Source organism: Capsulimonas corticalis (assembly GCF_003574315.2).
Taxonomy (GTDB): Bacteria; Armatimonadota; Armatimonadia; order Armatimonadales; family Capsulimonadaceae; genus Capsulimonas; species Capsulimonas corticalis.
Window position 1 is genome coordinate 3,689,271 of the sequence record NZ_AP025739.1, and the last position, 14,841, is coordinate 3,704,111.

Sequence of the window (14,841 nt, forward strand, 5' to 3'; positions counted from 1 at the left end):
CGCGATCGAGAATATTGTCTTACCCCCTTTGGGGGCCAGGGGGATTCCCCTCACTCTTGACCCGCAAGCCAATCGTGATAGGCAATGCGCGGCATGTCGAACAGGTCCGACGTGCGCGCGTACCAGCCGCCGCCATGCATACGCCCGATCAAGTGTAGATTTTCCGTCCGCACATGCATCCGCTCCCGATCGACGAACTCGTCACGGATATGCAGATGGATCACTTCGGCCAGTACAATGCGATTGTCTCCGACGGGAACGACCGTATGCAGCCGGCACTCCAGACTCACCGGCGCCTCGGCGATGCGCGGCGTTCGGATCTTGGCGGACGCCGCCGCCGTGATCCCCGCGCTTGGCAATTCGCTCACACCGTCCGGAAAGTCGATCGCGGAGATATTCATGGCTTCCGCCAGCGACTCGTCCACCAAATTCACGACAAACTCGCCCTCGCGCTCGATATTCGCGCGGCTCTCTTTAGCGACGCCCGGCTCACGGTTCGCAACCCCCAGCGCAATGGTCGGCGGCGTACTTCCCACCAGATTGAAGAAGCTGAACGGCGCGGCGTTGACGTTCCCCTCCGTTCCCAGCGACGTCACCCACGCGATTGGGCGCGGTACAACGGTGCTGGCGAGGAGGCGATAGGCGTGAGCGGCGTCCGCTCCAGTGATATCGAATTGCATGGTGTTTCCTGAAATAGTGATGAGGCTTCTGACAAACCTCACTGCGGGCTGCCGGGTGGGTTTGCCACGCCAAGCGCCGGGTAGGTCACTCAGATTTGCTTCAATACGCCGCAGTAAACCGCTGCTTAATATGCTTGGGCGCGTCCAGTTCGTCGACGATCGCCACGGCGAAGTCTTCGGCGGAGATGCGGCTGTTGCCTTCGGCGTCGACGACCAGCTGATCGCCGCCCAATCGGAAGGTGTTCGTGCGTTTGCCGGGCGCGATCATGGCGGCGGGGCTGATGTACGTCCAGTCGAGCGCCTTTGCTTCTGCTTTGTAAACGCCCAGCGCGTCGCGGGCCGCGCTGGCGGCGGCTTTGTAGCTTTCCGGGAAGTCCGGGGTATCGATGAGCTGAACGCCGGGCGCCACTTCCAGACTACCCGCGCCGCCCACCACGATCAAACGCTTTACGTGCGCTTTGGTCAGGCCGGCGATGAGGGCGTGCGCGGCGTCCACAACCGTGCTGTCGGCGGCGCCGCTGGGGCCGTAGGCGCTGACGACGGCGTTCGCGCCCTTCACGGTCTCCGCGATGCTGTCCGCGTTCAGGATATCTCCCGTCACGACCGTCAGGTGATTGTGCGTCTCCGTCAGCTTCGCCGGGTTGCGGACAATGGCGGTGACATAATGGCCTCGGTTGAGCGCCTCACGCAAGATCCGCTGGCCGATCATTCCCGTGGCTCCATAAAGTGCGATTTTCATCTCTGATCATCCTTTCGTGACTCCGTGATATTTTCGTTTCTATTACTTGTAACTATTAATATTACAAGTTGGTTCCGAAAAAACGCGCTGATTTTTCAGCGCGTTTGTGTGGGGGTGTCAGCATTGGGCCGAGGCGCGCAGATCCTGCACGATCTGCGCCATGGTTGTTTGGGAAAGCCGGTTTTCCATTGCCTGCTGCGCTTCACCGAAGACTCCCTCCAGGGATGTTTGGATGTTCGCTCCGACCGAGCAGTCGGGGTTGGGGCGCGGGTGGATGGAGAACAGGTCCACGCTTTCCTCCACCGCGCGATAAACGTCCAGCAGGGTGATTTCACCCAGCGCCTTGTCCAGATGCGCTCCGGCCACGCCTTGCTGCGTGCGGACCAATCCGGCGCGGCGCAGCTGTCCCGTGACGTTGCGTACGACGACGGCGTTGACGCCGATGCTACCGGCCATCCACTCCGAAGTATTCTCATCCTGTTCATTCATACCCAAGAGTGACAGAATGTGCACGGCGACGGCGAAGCGGCTTGCGATGCGTATGGCGATGGCTCCTTGCTGAGAATGACTGTGAATCATAACAAGGAATATGGGGGCGGGGTTCCGGCGAGGATGGCCCCCGACCCAAGAAATGGGTCGGGGGCGTCTGTTCTCTTACGCGGCGCGGCGCATGGCTGCGGTCGCGTGGCTGGCGCGTGGGGCGGGATCGTCCAGGCGGAACTGGCGGACCATTTCCTGGAGCGTGTCGGCCATGGCGTTGAGCTCCGTCGCGGCCGTGCTGACGTCGTGGATGCTCGCCGACTGCTGTTCGATCATGGACGAGACGCTCTGCGCGCTGGCGGTGAATTCGCCGGTCGCACTGGTGATGTCGTCGATGGCGCTTCGGCTTTCCTCGGTCACTTGGCGGACCGTGGCGACGGTTGTCAGCACTTCCTGCACGGACGCGGACATCTCCTCGACGGTCGCGGTCAGGCTATCGACTTCGAAGGCGACGGACTGGGCGGCCTGAACGATCTCCGAGAGCGCGACGCCGGCTTCGGCGCTTTGCGCAGATCCGGTCGTGACTTCCAGCGTGCTTTCCTGCATTGCCTGGACGGCGCCGGCGACTTCCGCCTGAATGCCGCCGATCAGGGCGCCGATATCCTGGGTGGCCGCCGCCGCGCGCTCCGAGAGCTTGCGGACCTCGTCGGCGACAACCGCGAAGCCGCGGCCGTGCTCGCCGGCGCGGGCGGCTTCGATCGCCGCGTTCAGCGCCAGCAGGTTGGTCTGCTCTGAGATCTGTCCGATGGTCTTGACGATCGCGCCGATCTCATCGCTCTTGCGGCCGAGCTCTTCGACCTTCGAGGCGGAGGCGCCGACCTGCTGGCGGATTCGCTCCATGCTGGAGATCGTCTGCTGGACGGCCGCGCCGCCGCTGCGGGCCATTGCCGCGGCCTGCTGGGCGGCGGTCGCCATCTGCTGCGCGCTGCCGGCGGCTTGATCGACGGCCAGACCGGCCTGCGCCATCAGCTCGCTGGCGACGCACGCCGCGTCATACTGCCGCTTGCCGCCTTCGGAGACGAGGAAGCTGCAATGCGAGGACTGCTCGGCCGTTCGCGCCATGCTTTGCGCCGAATGCGCGATGTCCGTTGCCGATTGGCTGGTTTCTTCGGAAGTGGCGGAGAGCCGAATGCTCGTCTCGGCGACCGTGCCGGCGCTGCCGGCGATCCCGCCGATTAGCTCGCGAAGGCGCCCCGTCATCCGGGCAAAGGCAATTCCCAGGGAATCCTGCTCGGACTTCGGCTGAACGATGTTCGTCAAATCGCCATCCGCAATCGCGGCGGCGGCGGCGGCCATGTTTTTCTGATGGGACATCAGCGTATGGAACGCCGCGACTACCTGACCGATCTCCGTCTGGCTCGCAGGCGGCAGCGTCTGCTGGACATCGCCCTGCGCCAGTCCCTGCGCGGCCTTCAAAAGCGCGCTGAGCTGGGAGGTGATGCCGCGAGCCAGGAACAGCGCAACACTCGATGAGATGAGCACGATGAGGCCCTGCAAGATCCAGCCCCAGACAATGGCGGCTTGCGTGCGCTTCGCGCCGGTCTCAATGCTGGCGTCCGCTTGATCGGCGCGCGTTTGCAGCGCGGCGACCAGGGCGTTGATCATCGTTTCCAGTTTGGCTCGGCCCGGCACATACTCGTTTTCATAGAGCTTTTTGGCCTCCGCCGCATGGCCCTCTTTGGCCATCTTCATTGTTTTGTCTTCGAGAGGATTGCAAACGTTGCCGTCCTGCTGGGTCAGCTGCGTCAATTGATCCTGCAGGTCGGAGTTGTTGGGAATGGCGGCGAGCGCCGTCTTGAGCGAATCGAACGCCTTGCTGGCCGCGTCGTCGGCGGCGTACTTGGCGTCCCAATGCGTTTGGTCCTGGGTGAATACAAAGGCCATCGTCTCTCTCGCCATGGTGTTGCTGGCGAGAGATGCGTCCTTGGCGATAGAGATTGCCCGATGCGCCACTGCTCCCGTCGTGCTGACACTGTCCACGTAAGAGCGTGTGGCGCAGACTGCTTGCAGATAGCTGAGGGTGCCCAGCACAATGACGACGGTAAACGAAGCGATAAGCTTCGTGCGAATGGAGATATTGCGGAATGTTTGTGACATAGAATGTCCCCCTGCTGAAACTGCGATACATGCGTATTATGGCAATTTTGCAAGGGGACTGGAGGGTTAGCGCGCCATGGCGAGTTCTTGCGTGAATGGGGCGGGGGGGATGTCGCCTTCCGGCTCCATCCAGCGTCCATCGGATTTGATCAATTCGACCAGCGCCTCTACGCCTTCTTCCTGGGGCACGTTCTTCACCGGATTTCGGCCACGGTAGAGCGTGATCACGCCGCCGCCCTTGCCGACATACCCATAATCGGCGTCCGCCATCTCCCCGGGACCATTGACGATGCAGCCCATCACGGCGATGTCCAGGCCGACCAGATGCTGGGTCGCCGCTTTGACTTTGCGCAGTACGGACGTCAATTCAAACTTCGTTCGTCCGCACGAGGGGCAGGCGATAAACTCGACCTTCGTCTTGCGCAGCCCGAGCGCCTGGAGAATGTCGTAGCAGACGGGAATCTCGTTGATTGGGTCTTCGCTCAGGCTGACGCGGATCGTGTCGCCGATCCCTTCGGCCAGCATGGTCCCAATCCCCGCCGTGCTCTTGATGCGCGCATATTCGCCGTCGCCCGCTTCAGTGACGCCCAGATGCAGGGGATAGTCCATGCCCAGCTCCTCCATGCGGCGCGCCATCAGTCGATTGGCGGCCATCATGACGGGAACTCGCGAGGCTTTCAGGGAGATGATCAGATTACGATAGTCGTGCGCCTCACAGATGCGAATATACTCCAAAGCGCTCTCGACCATGCCCTCGGGGGTATCGCCATGCATGATCGTGAGGCGCTCGGCGAGGCTGCCATGGTTGACGCCGATGCGCATGGCGATATCGCGCGCCTTGCAGGCTTCGATGACGGGCAGCAGCGACTCTTCGATCGCGGCCAATTCTTCCTGAACCTCGGACTCAGTATAATCGTCCGTACGCTGGCGCGGCTTGCGAAAGACAAACAGGCCGGGATTGATCCGCACCTTGTCCACAAAACCCGCGACCGCGACCGCGATATCGCCGCCCTGGTGGTGGACATCGGCGACCAGCGGCACTTCGTACCCGCGCCGGCGCACTTCCGCCTGGATCTCGCCCAGGCAGTGCGCTTCGGCGAGGGTGGGGGTGGTGACGCGGACGATCTCGCAGCCGGCGTTGTGCATCGCGATGATCTGTTCGACGCAGTCCTGCACGTTGCGCGTCTCCTCGGTGATCATGCTCTGCACAACCACGGGATGATCCCCACCGACATAAACATTGCCGACGCGCACCGCGCGCGTCTTGCGGCGCGGATAGACTAACTCACCCATGGCGCTGGGCCTCCACTCTTTCCTAATACTTAACGTCATTATACCTCTTTGGAGCGTGGTCGATAATTGTGACATCTGCCGCGCTGTTCCCACAGCCTTCCAGATAGTAGCCGCCTGCGTTCAGCGTGTTGTACCGCATACGGTATTGATATCTCGGATACTTCACGGACTTTAGCATTTGTGGATTTAATTTCGATTATAGAGAGTGAGGAAACCAGCATGACAAAGATTACAATCTGTGAGCTCGATCACAAAGATGCAACGGAAGCTGAGTATGAAGCGTTCACGATACTATCAAATCAGATCAAGGTCGAAGAATTGCCCGACGAACCGCCCCTTCTCGTGGAAGACATAAAAACAGAACTACAGAATTTCCCGGAGTCCTTGTTCATCAAATCTTGGGTCGGGTGGATAGACGACACCGCGCAGTTCGCATCTAATGGAGTTGTCTGGTTTACCAATGACAAGGAGAATACCCATGCGATTCATTTCCTTATAAGGACAATTCCGGCGTACCGACGGCATGGCCTCGGCCGGCAAATGTTGCAGATGGTGGTCAATAGCGCCCGTGAAAAAGGTCGGACGCTGATGATCACATCAACAAACGGACGTGTGCCGGCCGGAGAAGCATTTATGAAGCGTCTAGGAGCCGAGCGAGCTCTGGAGAATCGAAGCAGTCAGTTAAATCTTGCTGATGTCGATATGTCACTTATCGAACGATGGCAGTCCGGCGTTAACGACAGCAAGTTCGCATTGGGGTTCTGGGACGGCCCCTATCCCGACGAACATATTGAGGCCATTGCCGAACTCACAAATATGACAAATAACTCCGCTCCTCGCGACAATCTGTCCCTAAACGATTTCCACAAAACGCCGGCTCAGCTTCGGGAAGAGGAGTATGAGATTCTTCGATCAGGCGCCCAACGTTGGACCGCCTATATCGTCGATAGGGAAACCGGCGCATTCGCGGGTTTTACCCAGGTACTCTGGCATCCCAACAGACCGGAGATAGTCGGTCAAGACGGCACGGGTGTCTTTCCTTCGTTTCGCGGCAAAGGCTTGGGACGGTGGCTCAAAGCCGCCACGGTGGACCGTATCCTGCGTGAGCGCCCCGAGGCGAAATCTGTTCGTACCGGCAACGCCTACTCAAATGCAGCGATGCTGCGGATCAACGACGAACTCGGATTCAAGCCGTGCAACTCTATATGCACATGGCAGGTGGAAACGGAAAAGGCGGCGGCATACCTCGCCGAATCGGAGCAACAAGACACGCCAGGATTGCTCACAGAGTGACCCCCTCACTGTCCTGAATTATCGGGTAGGCCGGGGCGTTACCTTTCCGGCCTCCCACAGCACCCTTCGGCGATACCAGCGAAGGAAACCACGCCATGCAAGTCGAATCTAATTGTCTATGCCAGCCACCCCTTCGTCCAATCCCACGACGCCCACCGCGTTTGGCGCCGTCGCGCCCTACTACGACCACCTGATGTCCGGCGTGCCGTACCGGTTTTGGATCGCGTATGTCGAGCGACTGTGGAAAAAGCACGACCTCGCGCCCAAATCCGTGCTGGACCTCGCCTGCGGCACCGGGACCGCCACCCGGATGCTCCAGCAGCGCGGCTACCAGACCGCCGGCGTCGATCTCTCCGGCCCCATGCTCGCCATCGCCCGCGAGCGCGCCAAGGACGAAGATCTGGCGATTCCCTTTGACGAACAAGACGCCGCCGACATGGACCTGGGCGACGCCCGCTTCGACGCCGTGATCTCCCTTTTCGACAGCCTGAACAATATCCTCGAAGATAACCGCCTTCAGTCCGCCTTTCGCCGTATCTGCGCTCATATCAACCCCGGCGGCAGCTTTATCTTCGATTTGAATACCGAGTTCGCTCTAGAGCAAGGGATGTTCAACCAGAGCTGTTCACGCCGCGACGAACCTCTCCACTACCGCTGGCGCTCCCGCTACAACCACGAAACGCGTATCTGCACCGTCAACATGACCTTCAGCTACGACCCCGGATCCGGTGAACGCGAGACCTTCAAAGAAACCCACACCCAAAAGGGCTACGCCAAAGACGAAATCACCCAATGGCTCCGCAACGCCGGCTTCGCCGCCGTGACCGTGTACGACGGCTACTCAACCGACCCGCCCCGCAAACGCTCCGACCGATTGTTTTATGTGGCGGTGAAAGCATAGCGAGAGCAAATCGACATGGATCCGCAAGAACTACAGAGGGCTAGCATCAAGGCCGCTGAAAAGGACCTGCGCGCCATTCTTGATCGCGATTTCTCCGCAAGCCGCATGAGCACGACCAAGTGGGCGGAAGTCGCCGAATGGCTCGGTGCGTCATCGTTGAAGTGCAATGTCAAATTCGTGGATGTCCCGGACAAAGTATTCGAGATCAAACGTTTCCGGCATGTGACTGGCGATTGGTTCGACTGTGGCTCGTTAGGGCCGTTCACCTCGATTTCGATTGAATGGGCTGAAATCGACCATTTGGAGGACATTGAAAAGCAGTTGACGGAAATGTCCGTCCCATACGATCGTGAGAGCGATAGGATTCGCATCATCGGTCACGTTCGAAACGCCGAGTGAGTTTTGAGAAGTATGTTCTGTTCACGGTTAAGAAGTGGCGCGCTCTGAAAATATTTTTACCCGGGTAATATTGACTTGTGTGTTTTACCCGGGTAATATTAGCGAGGTCAGACGAGATTGGCGACGGTAAACTCAACATATATCGCTTTTGAAGGCGCGCGTCGTGTGGCGCTTGGCTCTCTGGCGGAGGCGGCGACTGCGGCGAAGCGGGCGCTGGATCAGCCGTCAGATCATATGGTGCTGATTTTTGACGCGGTATCTGGCGAGCAGATCGATCTGAACCTGCATGGAACGCTGGAGGATGTGCTCGCTCGTTTGCAGACTCCCGCTTGTGACGATGCGCCCGCCGAGAATGCGCCGGAGGAGGCGCCTCGGGCGCCGGGGCGCCCGAAGCTGGGGGTTGTGCCGCGTGAGGTGACGCTGCTTCCCAGGCATTGGGACTGGCTGGCGAGCCAGTCGGGCGGGGCGTCGGTGGCGCTGCGAAAGCTTGTTGAGAAGGAAATGCGGGCGGCGCGTCAGGAGGACCATAAGCGGCAATTGCGGGATGCGGCTTATCGGTTTATGTCCGCCATCGCCGGAAACGAAACCGGGTTTGAGGAAGCGCTGCGCGCGCTCTTTGCCGTGAAGCGAGATGCGTTTCATCATGTAATTCAGAATTGGCCGCGAGATATCCGCGAGCATACTGAGCATCTGGCGGATCAATTTTTCGATGCGGACTCATCTTCGCCGGCATCGTGATCGTGAGGATTCAGAGGATTATGGATAATCAACAATTTGAGAATAATAGCGATGTCGTATTCGCTATTAATGCTATATTTAATAATGCGCCGATTGAGAGTATTTTGCCCATGCCTGGAGGGCGTTCGGGGGCTATGCTTTATTTGGCGCGGGTCAATGGGGCAGGGTATGTGGTGAAAAAGGTCGATCCAAGCCGTCCCATGCACAAGGAGCGCGCTGAGCAGGAATTTGCCTGTATGACGATTGCCTCCGAGCTTGGAGTGGCTCCGAAGCTGTATTACAGCAATATCGAGCTTGGCCTATCCATCGCGGAGCAGATTGACGGGGCGCCGCTGGCGAGATCCGCCAAATATCTGGAGCGTGTCGCAGAGGCGCTGCGCCGGCTTCATCAGGGACCGGAATTTCCTCAAGGGGTCGATCCCGCTGCGCTGGCCCATTTGATGGATGAATACTTGCTCGCGCAAAGCGGCTGCGGCCTTCCGGAATCGATCATGCAGACCATTGATGAGGTCCATTCGATGATGGCGTCTTTTGTTCGATCTACGCCGTGTCACAACGACTTGAACCCAACCAATATTATTGAAACCGATCGAGGGGTGTATTTTGTCGATTGGGAATGGGCCGGGATGTCGAATCCATTCGTCGATCTCGCTCAGCTTGGCGTCTTTGGGTTTCCCAGGGCCGAACAGCGTGTGGAATTGCTGGAAAGGTATCTGGAGCGTCTTCCTACCGATCAGGAGCGTGCGCTGATGACGATGGCGAGGGGCATGGCGCTTGCTGTTTTTGCCGCTGGCTTTTATCAGACGGCCCAAGCCAGCGGTGATCACACTTCCCCAGATGCGTTTCCGATGCCGGATCTGCTCGCTTACCTGGGAGCCCTTCGCGAGCGCGCGTCCGCATCTGTTGTGGCCGTGTCCTTGCTGGAGGAGATGCGGCGCGAGATCGACACAGACGCCTACGGCGACGCCAAGCGACTGCTCCTGTTAATGGCGAGTGATTGACTTTTCCCCTATCGCCTCAAACAGAAAAAGCCCGCCCGGCGAATGCCGGGCGGGCTCTCACAATTTTGGCCGAAGCCTATGGGGGCATTAGACCGCGGTTGGCCGCGCTCCGGTGCTGGTTTGTCCGTTTGTTTCGCGCTCGTGGCGCTCCAAGGCGAGTTCCGCGCGGCGAAGGCGCTCGCGGATCTCTTCCGGGGAATCCGATGTCGTTGCATGACGAAGGTGCTCGTGCACCTCATGCAGATGCTGATGCTGCTGTTCCGTAGTTGCCATAACGCTCTCCTTTGAGTTTCTGATGCTCAATGGATATATACCACCCATTGCATATTCTTTAAACGGATTTTTGACTTTTTTCGTTCCGACCGTGCATGGCGTGGCTGATGCTGGATCGCCGAATGCTCTTTCTCCAACCCCATCTTCACCACGCCAAAGAAAAAGATTTCCCGCATTTATTATTGACTATGCTTGCTTCCAGTGTTATAATTCCTCGGAGCGTAAACGTTTGCGTTTTTGCGTTGCGTCTCCCTTGCTCACTCCCATGTGCGCCTATCGACTGAGAGTGAAGACCGTGATCGCGCTGGAAAATAAGGAAACGCCCGTGAAAATTAAGAGTGTGCTTTTGGTATGCGCCGCTGCTGCTTGCCTGGGAACCGCCCCATCAACCGCCCATGCCGACGGTATGGTCATTCCCGCTTATCTGACTCTGTCGGATACAAACACTTGGAATATTCTGGCGGACGACGCCACGATCATGAAGAATGGAGTTAACCCCAGGTACAAAGACTACTGGGTCGTCGTCAACGGTCCCGCGAATGGCCCTTTCACGCTTGCCTCGGACTGGAAGACGGCGGAGCACCGGTTCGATCCGATCCGCGCCAACGGCGGCCGCATCTTCGGCTATGTCCATGCGCTGACAGCGCCGGCTAGCTCTACGTATCGACCTCTCCGTGAGGTGGAGAACGATATTCGCGCTTGGGTGACGGGCTATCGGCGCCTGGATGGAATCTGGATCGACGAATACTATCCCCGGTATGAGATCGCAGGGCCATCCGGCGCCACGGCCACCTTTCCCAACGGCACGAACGTCGCGCCTAACGATCGCTTGTTCATAAACAGCGATGGCGCTTTTAACGCCAATCAAGTCGATCCCACGGGCGGCTACTTTTGCCAGCTGACCAGTTGGATCCGCTGCACGTATCCGCGCCTGAAAGTTATCGGCAATGCGGGTGGACAGTTCTATTCCAATCAGATCAACTATACGGATATCGTCGACGTGACATGCAGCTTCGAGCAGAGTTACAGCTACGCCGCCGCAAACTCATGGAGCAATCTGAATCGCCAGAATGTTACGACGACGAAGCAGCAGATGGCGCTGATCCACAGCAATACCACGGATCTTGCCGGCGCCATCGATCAGGCGATCCTCCATGGTTACAGCTACTTCTATACCAACGATGGCTTCCCGTCAGGCAACGTCTGGGGCGCCATCCCGCCGTACTTCACTTCCGAAGTCCAGTACATTGCGAACCACGGCTAAACCTCGAGTCGTTTGAGGCGGCTGTCCGTCAGCCTCGCGCCCATAATATGGGGCGCGAGGCTTCTGGCGATTCTCGTCAGATCTTGTGATCAGATCTTCTGAGGGGCGCCGTTGGCGCCGCGCGGGTCGGCGCTAATGCTGTAAGGCGTCCGCCTCAACACCCGCCAGCAGCGCTTCGGCGATCTTTTCCTGGCCGGCCTCGGTTCGCGCAAAGTTATAGTCCCGGTCGTTGCTGAGCACGACCATCTCGACGGTCAGCGCGGGGACTTTGGAGAAGATCGATCCGGTCAGCGCACCCTGCTTGCCGCCGATCCGCGTTCCCGCTTCGGTGCGCAGGCCATGGTCCGGCAGCGCGCCGCCGAGCTGGTCGATCGCCGCCTTGTGAAACACGGACGCGGCGGCGGCGCTGGCTTTGAGCACGGACAGCGATGGGCCGGTGACGCCATGCGCGGTTCCCTGACGGGCGGGATAGTAGGTGGCGAAGCCCCGTCCGCCGCCGGAGTCGCAGTGCAGGCGAAGAAAGAGGGCGGCGTGGGCGTTGTTCGCGATCTCGGCCCTGCGCATATTCGTCACGAACTCGTTTTCGCTGGTCTTGGTCATCACGACCGTCGCGCCCTCGGCCTCCAAAAGCTTTTGCAAACGAACGGCGACGACCCAGTTGAGATGACGCTCGGTTAGCTTCCCATCGCGGCTCTGCGTCCCCGCGCTGGTCTCGGACGTATGTCCAGGATCCACGCACACGACATATCCTTGCAGCGAATCCCCTCCCTTCTGACTCCCTTTCTCCCATTGATGGGAGAGGGGGACGGGGGGAGCGGGCCAAGCCGCCTGAGAGACAAATACCAGGGCGAGCGCGAGAAAAACTTGCTTGGTCATGATGGTTTGACGGCGAGGTAGAACAAGATGGTCGCGATGAGGCCGGTGATCTGGCCGGCAATCAGCGATTTCTGGCGCGTCTTGATCGCGCCGGCGAGCGGGAACAGTGCGAAGAATGCGACGCAAAGCATCGCCTTGGCGTGCGTCCAGTGGAACAGGACGGCTTCCATCACGCCGAAGAGGGCGCAGACGGGAAAAGCAAAAAAGCCGAGCAGAAACTCGGCGACGGCTTGGCGTTTTGGCATTGTGTGGTGCGAGGCCTTCGTCTTATGGCGATTGGCCCTCACCCCCCGACACCCTCTCCCAAAATTGGGAGAGGGGGAGCCAGAGGGAATTTTGTTTTGAGGATCAAAGATCCGAAATCTGAACCCTCTCCCAGAATTGGGAGAGGGTGGCTCGGAGGGCCGGGTGAGGGCCTCTCCGGGGCCTACTCTTACCGCTTCAGGTTGTAGAACGAGTCCAGCCCCTTGAACGTCGCGGTGTCGGCCAGGGCTTCCTCGATGCGGAGGAGCTGGTTGTACTTGGCGACACGGTCGGTGCGGGCCGGGGCGCCGGTCTTGATCTGCCCGGCGTTCGTCGCGACGACGATGTCGGAGATCGTGCTGTCTTCGGTTTCGCCCGAGCGGTGGGACACGACGGCGGTGTAGCCGTTCTGCTTCGCCAGTTCGATCGCCGCCAGCGTCTCGGTCAGGGTGCCGATCTGGTTGACTTTGACCAGGATCGAGTTCGCCGTGCTGGTGTCGATGCCCTTCTGAAGGAACTTGGTGTTGGTGACGAACAGGTCGTCGCCGACCAGTTGGACCTTGTGTCCGATGCGCTGGGTCAGCTTGAGCCACGAAGCCCAGTCGTCCTCGGCCAGGCCGTCTTCGATCGAGATGATCGGGTACTTCTCGACCAGCTCGGCGTAGTAATCCACCATCTGGTCGCCGGTCAGCGTGCGGCCCTCGCCCTTCAGTACGTAGTTGCCGTTGTCATAGAACTCGGTGGAGGCGGGGTCCATCGCGATGAAGACTTGCTTGCCGGGCTCGTAGCCGGCCTTCTCGATCGCTTCGATGATGACCTTGATGGCCTCTTCGTTGCTCGGCAGGTTCGGAGCGAAGCCGCCTTCGTCGCCGACTGAGGTCGCCAGGCCGCGCGCGTGCAGAACGCCCTTCAGCGAGTGGTAGATGTCCACGCCCCACTGGAGCGCTTCCGAGAAGGATTCGGCGCCCACGGGCATCGCCATGAACTCCTGCATGTCGACGTTCGAGTCGGCGTGCTTGCCGCCGTTCATGATGTTCATCATGGGGACGGGGAGCTGGCGGGCGTTCGCGCCGCCGATGTAGCGGTAGAGCGGGAGGCCGACAGCCTTGGCGGCCGCCTTCGCGACGGCGAGGGAGACGCCCAGGATCGCATTCGCGCCCAGGTCGCTCTTGTTCTCGGTGCCGTCGAGTTCGATCATGAGTTCATCGATCGCGACCTGCTCGGTGGCGTCGAGGTCGATCAGCTCAGGAGCGATCTTCTCGTTGACGTTCTCCACGGCCTTCAGGACGCCCTTGCCGCCATAGATCTTCTTATCGCCGTCGCGAAGCTCGACCGCTTCGTTGGCGCCGGTGGACGCGCCGCTGGGCACGCTGGCGCGGCCGAGGGAGCCGTCTTCCAGATAAACATCGACTTCCACCGTGGGGTTGCCGCGGGAATCGAGGACTTGACGGGCTTGAACATTGACAATCGCCGTAGACATGAGAGGTCTCTCCTTTATATATCGTGTTAACGAGTTAACGTGCGGGCCTCGCTGGACCCGCGGGATCCTCATGGGATCCGAAGAATCCTCAGAGGGATTCGAACAGCGCCCGCGCCGGCTCGCGGTAAGGCGAGCGCATGGCGAGCGCAATCTGTGTGAGAATGAGGCCGTCGGGCGTTCCCATATCGTACTGCTCTCCCTGGATCTCCGCCAGCAGATACGGTCCGCGCTGGAACAGCATCTCCTGGGCGGCGGCCATCTGAATTTCGCCTTTCTGGCGGATATCGTTATCGATGAGATGCTTGAGGCAGTCGAAGGCGGCGGAGGGGAAGGCGTGGATACCGTAGAAGCACAAAAACTGATCGTCGGGAATGCCCGGCGTTCTCAGATGCTCGCGGGCGTATTCGACGCTCGGCTTCTCCATCATCGCGCGCATCCAGTAAGAAGGAGCGCCGGAGAAGTCCGTCGCCTCGCCGGCCGCCGTGCCGTAACGACTGACTTTGGATTCGCCGATCCGCGCCACGGAAGAAACCGGCGCGCTCGATTGTTCAAAGGCGTGGATAATCTGCTGGGTACAGCTTTCGGATGTGCTCGAAAGGCTGATATGGTCCCCGACCATCAGTACGAAAGGCTCGTCGCCGGCCCATTCATGCGCCTGATACACAGCATGCCCGTAGCCTTCCTGCGTGTGCTGGACGACGAAGTGCAGGCGGCTCTGGATGTCCGCCAGAGTATCGGAAAGCGCGTCCGCCCAATCCTTGCCGGCGAACTGCGTGCGCTTTTGCTCGTCGGTGAGCCCTTGGAAGTGCGCCTGGATCGGTTCGAGGTTGGTGGGGTTGGCGACGACGCAGATCTCTTCGATGCCCGAAGCGACGACTTCCTCCAGAATGATCTGAAGAGTCGGCTTGGTGTACCCGTCGACATCGACGAGCGGGATCAGCTCTTTCTGCACCGTATTGGTCGCCGGATACTGACGCGTCCCGCGTCCCGCCGCCGTCACCACCGCTTTTTTTACTGTCGCCAT

16 protein-coding genes are annotated in these 14,841 nt (G+C 59.7%); 6 read left to right on the forward strand and 10 right to left on the reverse strand.

Translation table 11 applies throughout. The features are described 5' to 3' along the window. Positions 1 to 50 precede the first annotated feature (50 nt). The 5 genes from D5261_RS15800 to ispG all read right to left on the reverse strand — a co-directional run bounded on the left by D5261_RS15800 (position 51) and on the right by ispG (position 5,349). Complete coding sequence (locus D5261_RS15800; protein ID WP_119320363.1) at positions 51 to 680, reverse strand: flavin reductase family protein; 630 nt, start codon at positions 678 to 680, stop codon at positions 51 to 53. Between the two features lie 100 nt (positions 681 to 780). Continuing rightward, positions 781 to 1,419 carry an NAD(P)-dependent oxidoreductase gene (locus tag D5261_RS15805; protein WP_119320362.1) on the reverse strand — a complete coding sequence of 213 codons (639 nt, stop codon included), beginning with the start codon at positions 1,417 to 1,419 and terminating at the stop codon, positions 781 to 783. Positions 1,420 to 1,536: 117 nt separating this feature from the next. Then, positions 1,537 to 1,962 (reverse strand): Rrf2 family transcriptional regulator, encoded by a 426-nt coding sequence (locus D5261_RS15810; RefSeq protein ID WP_119320781.1) that lies wholly within the window; start codon positions 1,960 to 1,962, stop codon positions 1,537 to 1,539. A 111-nt stretch (positions 1,963 to 2,073) separates the two neighbouring features. Next, positions 2,074 to 4,056 carry a methyl-accepting chemotaxis protein gene (locus D5261_RS15815; protein ID WP_119320361.1) on the reverse strand — a complete coding sequence of 661 codons (1,983 nt, stop codon included), beginning with the start codon at positions 4,054 to 4,056 and terminating at the stop codon, positions 2,074 to 2,076. A 66-nt stretch (positions 4,057 to 4,122) separates the two neighbouring features. Continuing rightward, entirely contained in the window at positions 4,123 to 5,349 is a 1,227-nt protein-coding gene (ispG, locus tag D5261_RS15820; RefSeq protein ID WP_218025531.1) for a (E)-4-hydroxy-3-methylbut-2-enyl-diphosphate synthase, read from the reverse strand. Positions 5,350 to 5,568: 219 nt separating this feature from the next. Here ispG and D5261_RS15825 point away from each other — a divergent pair, with 219 nt between their 5' ends. The 5 genes from D5261_RS15825 (at position 5,569) to D5261_RS15845 (ending at position 9,681) form a co-directional block, all read left to right on the forward strand. Beyond that, positions 5,569 to 6,642, forward strand: a complete 1,074-nt coding sequence (locus tag D5261_RS15825) for a GNAT family N-acetyltransferase (protein ID WP_119320359.1) — start codon at positions 5,569 to 5,571, stop codon at positions 6,640 to 6,642. Between the two features lie 118 nt (positions 6,643 to 6,760). Next, entirely contained in the window at positions 6,761 to 7,543 is a 783-nt protein-coding gene (locus tag D5261_RS15830; RefSeq protein WP_119320358.1) for a class I SAM-dependent DNA methyltransferase, read from the forward strand. Between the two features lie 15 nt (positions 7,544 to 7,558). Further along, the gene (locus tag D5261_RS15835) at positions 7,559 to 7,942 is read left to right on the forward strand and encodes a DUF6678 family protein (RefSeq protein WP_119320357.1); all 384 of its coding nucleotides are present in this window, start codon (positions 7,559 to 7,561) and stop codon (positions 7,940 to 7,942) included. Between the two features lie 117 nt (positions 7,943 to 8,059). Next, the gene (locus D5261_RS15840) at positions 8,060 to 8,680 is read left to right on the forward strand and encodes a DUF2239 family protein (RefSeq protein WP_119320356.1); all 621 of its coding nucleotides are present in this window, start codon (positions 8,060 to 8,062) and stop codon (positions 8,678 to 8,680) included. 20 nt (positions 8,681 to 8,700) lie between these two features. Next, the gene (locus tag D5261_RS15845; protein WP_119320355.1) at positions 8,701 to 9,681 is read left to right on the forward strand and encodes a phosphotransferase; all 981 of its coding nucleotides are present in this window, start codon (positions 8,701 to 8,703) and stop codon (positions 9,679 to 9,681) included. Positions 9,682 to 9,768: 87 nt separating this feature from the next. On the opposite strand, the gene D5261_RS15850 is transcribed toward D5261_RS15845, so the two are convergent. Continuing rightward, positions 9,769 to 9,954 carry a hypothetical protein gene (locus D5261_RS15850; protein WP_119320354.1) on the reverse strand — a complete coding sequence of 62 codons (186 nt, stop codon included), beginning with the start codon at positions 9,952 to 9,954 and terminating at the stop codon, positions 9,769 to 9,771. Between the two features lie 325 nt (positions 9,955 to 10,279). Between D5261_RS15850 and D5261_RS15855 the strand changes: the two genes are divergently transcribed. Continuing rightward, entirely contained in the window at positions 10,280 to 11,218 is a 939-nt protein-coding gene (locus D5261_RS15855) for a spherulation-specific family 4 protein (RefSeq protein ID WP_165864025.1), read from the forward strand. Positions 11,219 to 11,350: 132 nt separating this feature from the next. Here the strand turns inward: D5261_RS15855 and D5261_RS15860 are convergent, their stop codons facing one another. From D5261_RS15860 to D5261_RS15875, 4 genes are all read right to left on the reverse strand, one after another. Then, the gene (locus D5261_RS15860; protein ID WP_119320352.1) at positions 11,351 to 12,094 is read right to left on the reverse strand and encodes an N-acetylmuramoyl-L-alanine amidase family protein; all 744 of its coding nucleotides are present in this window, start codon (positions 12,092 to 12,094) and stop codon (positions 11,351 to 11,353) included. Beyond that, positions 12,091 to 12,339 (reverse strand): hypothetical protein, encoded by a 249-nt coding sequence (locus D5261_RS15865; protein WP_119320351.1) that lies wholly within the window; start codon positions 12,337 to 12,339, stop codon positions 12,091 to 12,093. Before D5261_RS15865 ends, D5261_RS15860 begins: the two co-directional genes overlap by 4 nt. A 188-nt stretch (positions 12,340 to 12,527) precedes the next feature. Further along, a complete protein-coding gene (gene eno / locus D5261_RS15870) occupies positions 12,528 to 13,817 on the reverse strand; it encodes a phosphopyruvate hydratase (protein ID WP_119320350.1) in 1,290 nt (429 codons plus the stop codon). An 88-nt stretch (positions 13,818 to 13,905) separates the two neighbouring features. Then, entirely contained in the window at positions 13,906 to 14,841 is a 936-nt protein-coding gene (locus D5261_RS15875) for a sugar phosphate nucleotidyltransferase (RefSeq protein WP_119320349.1), read from the reverse strand.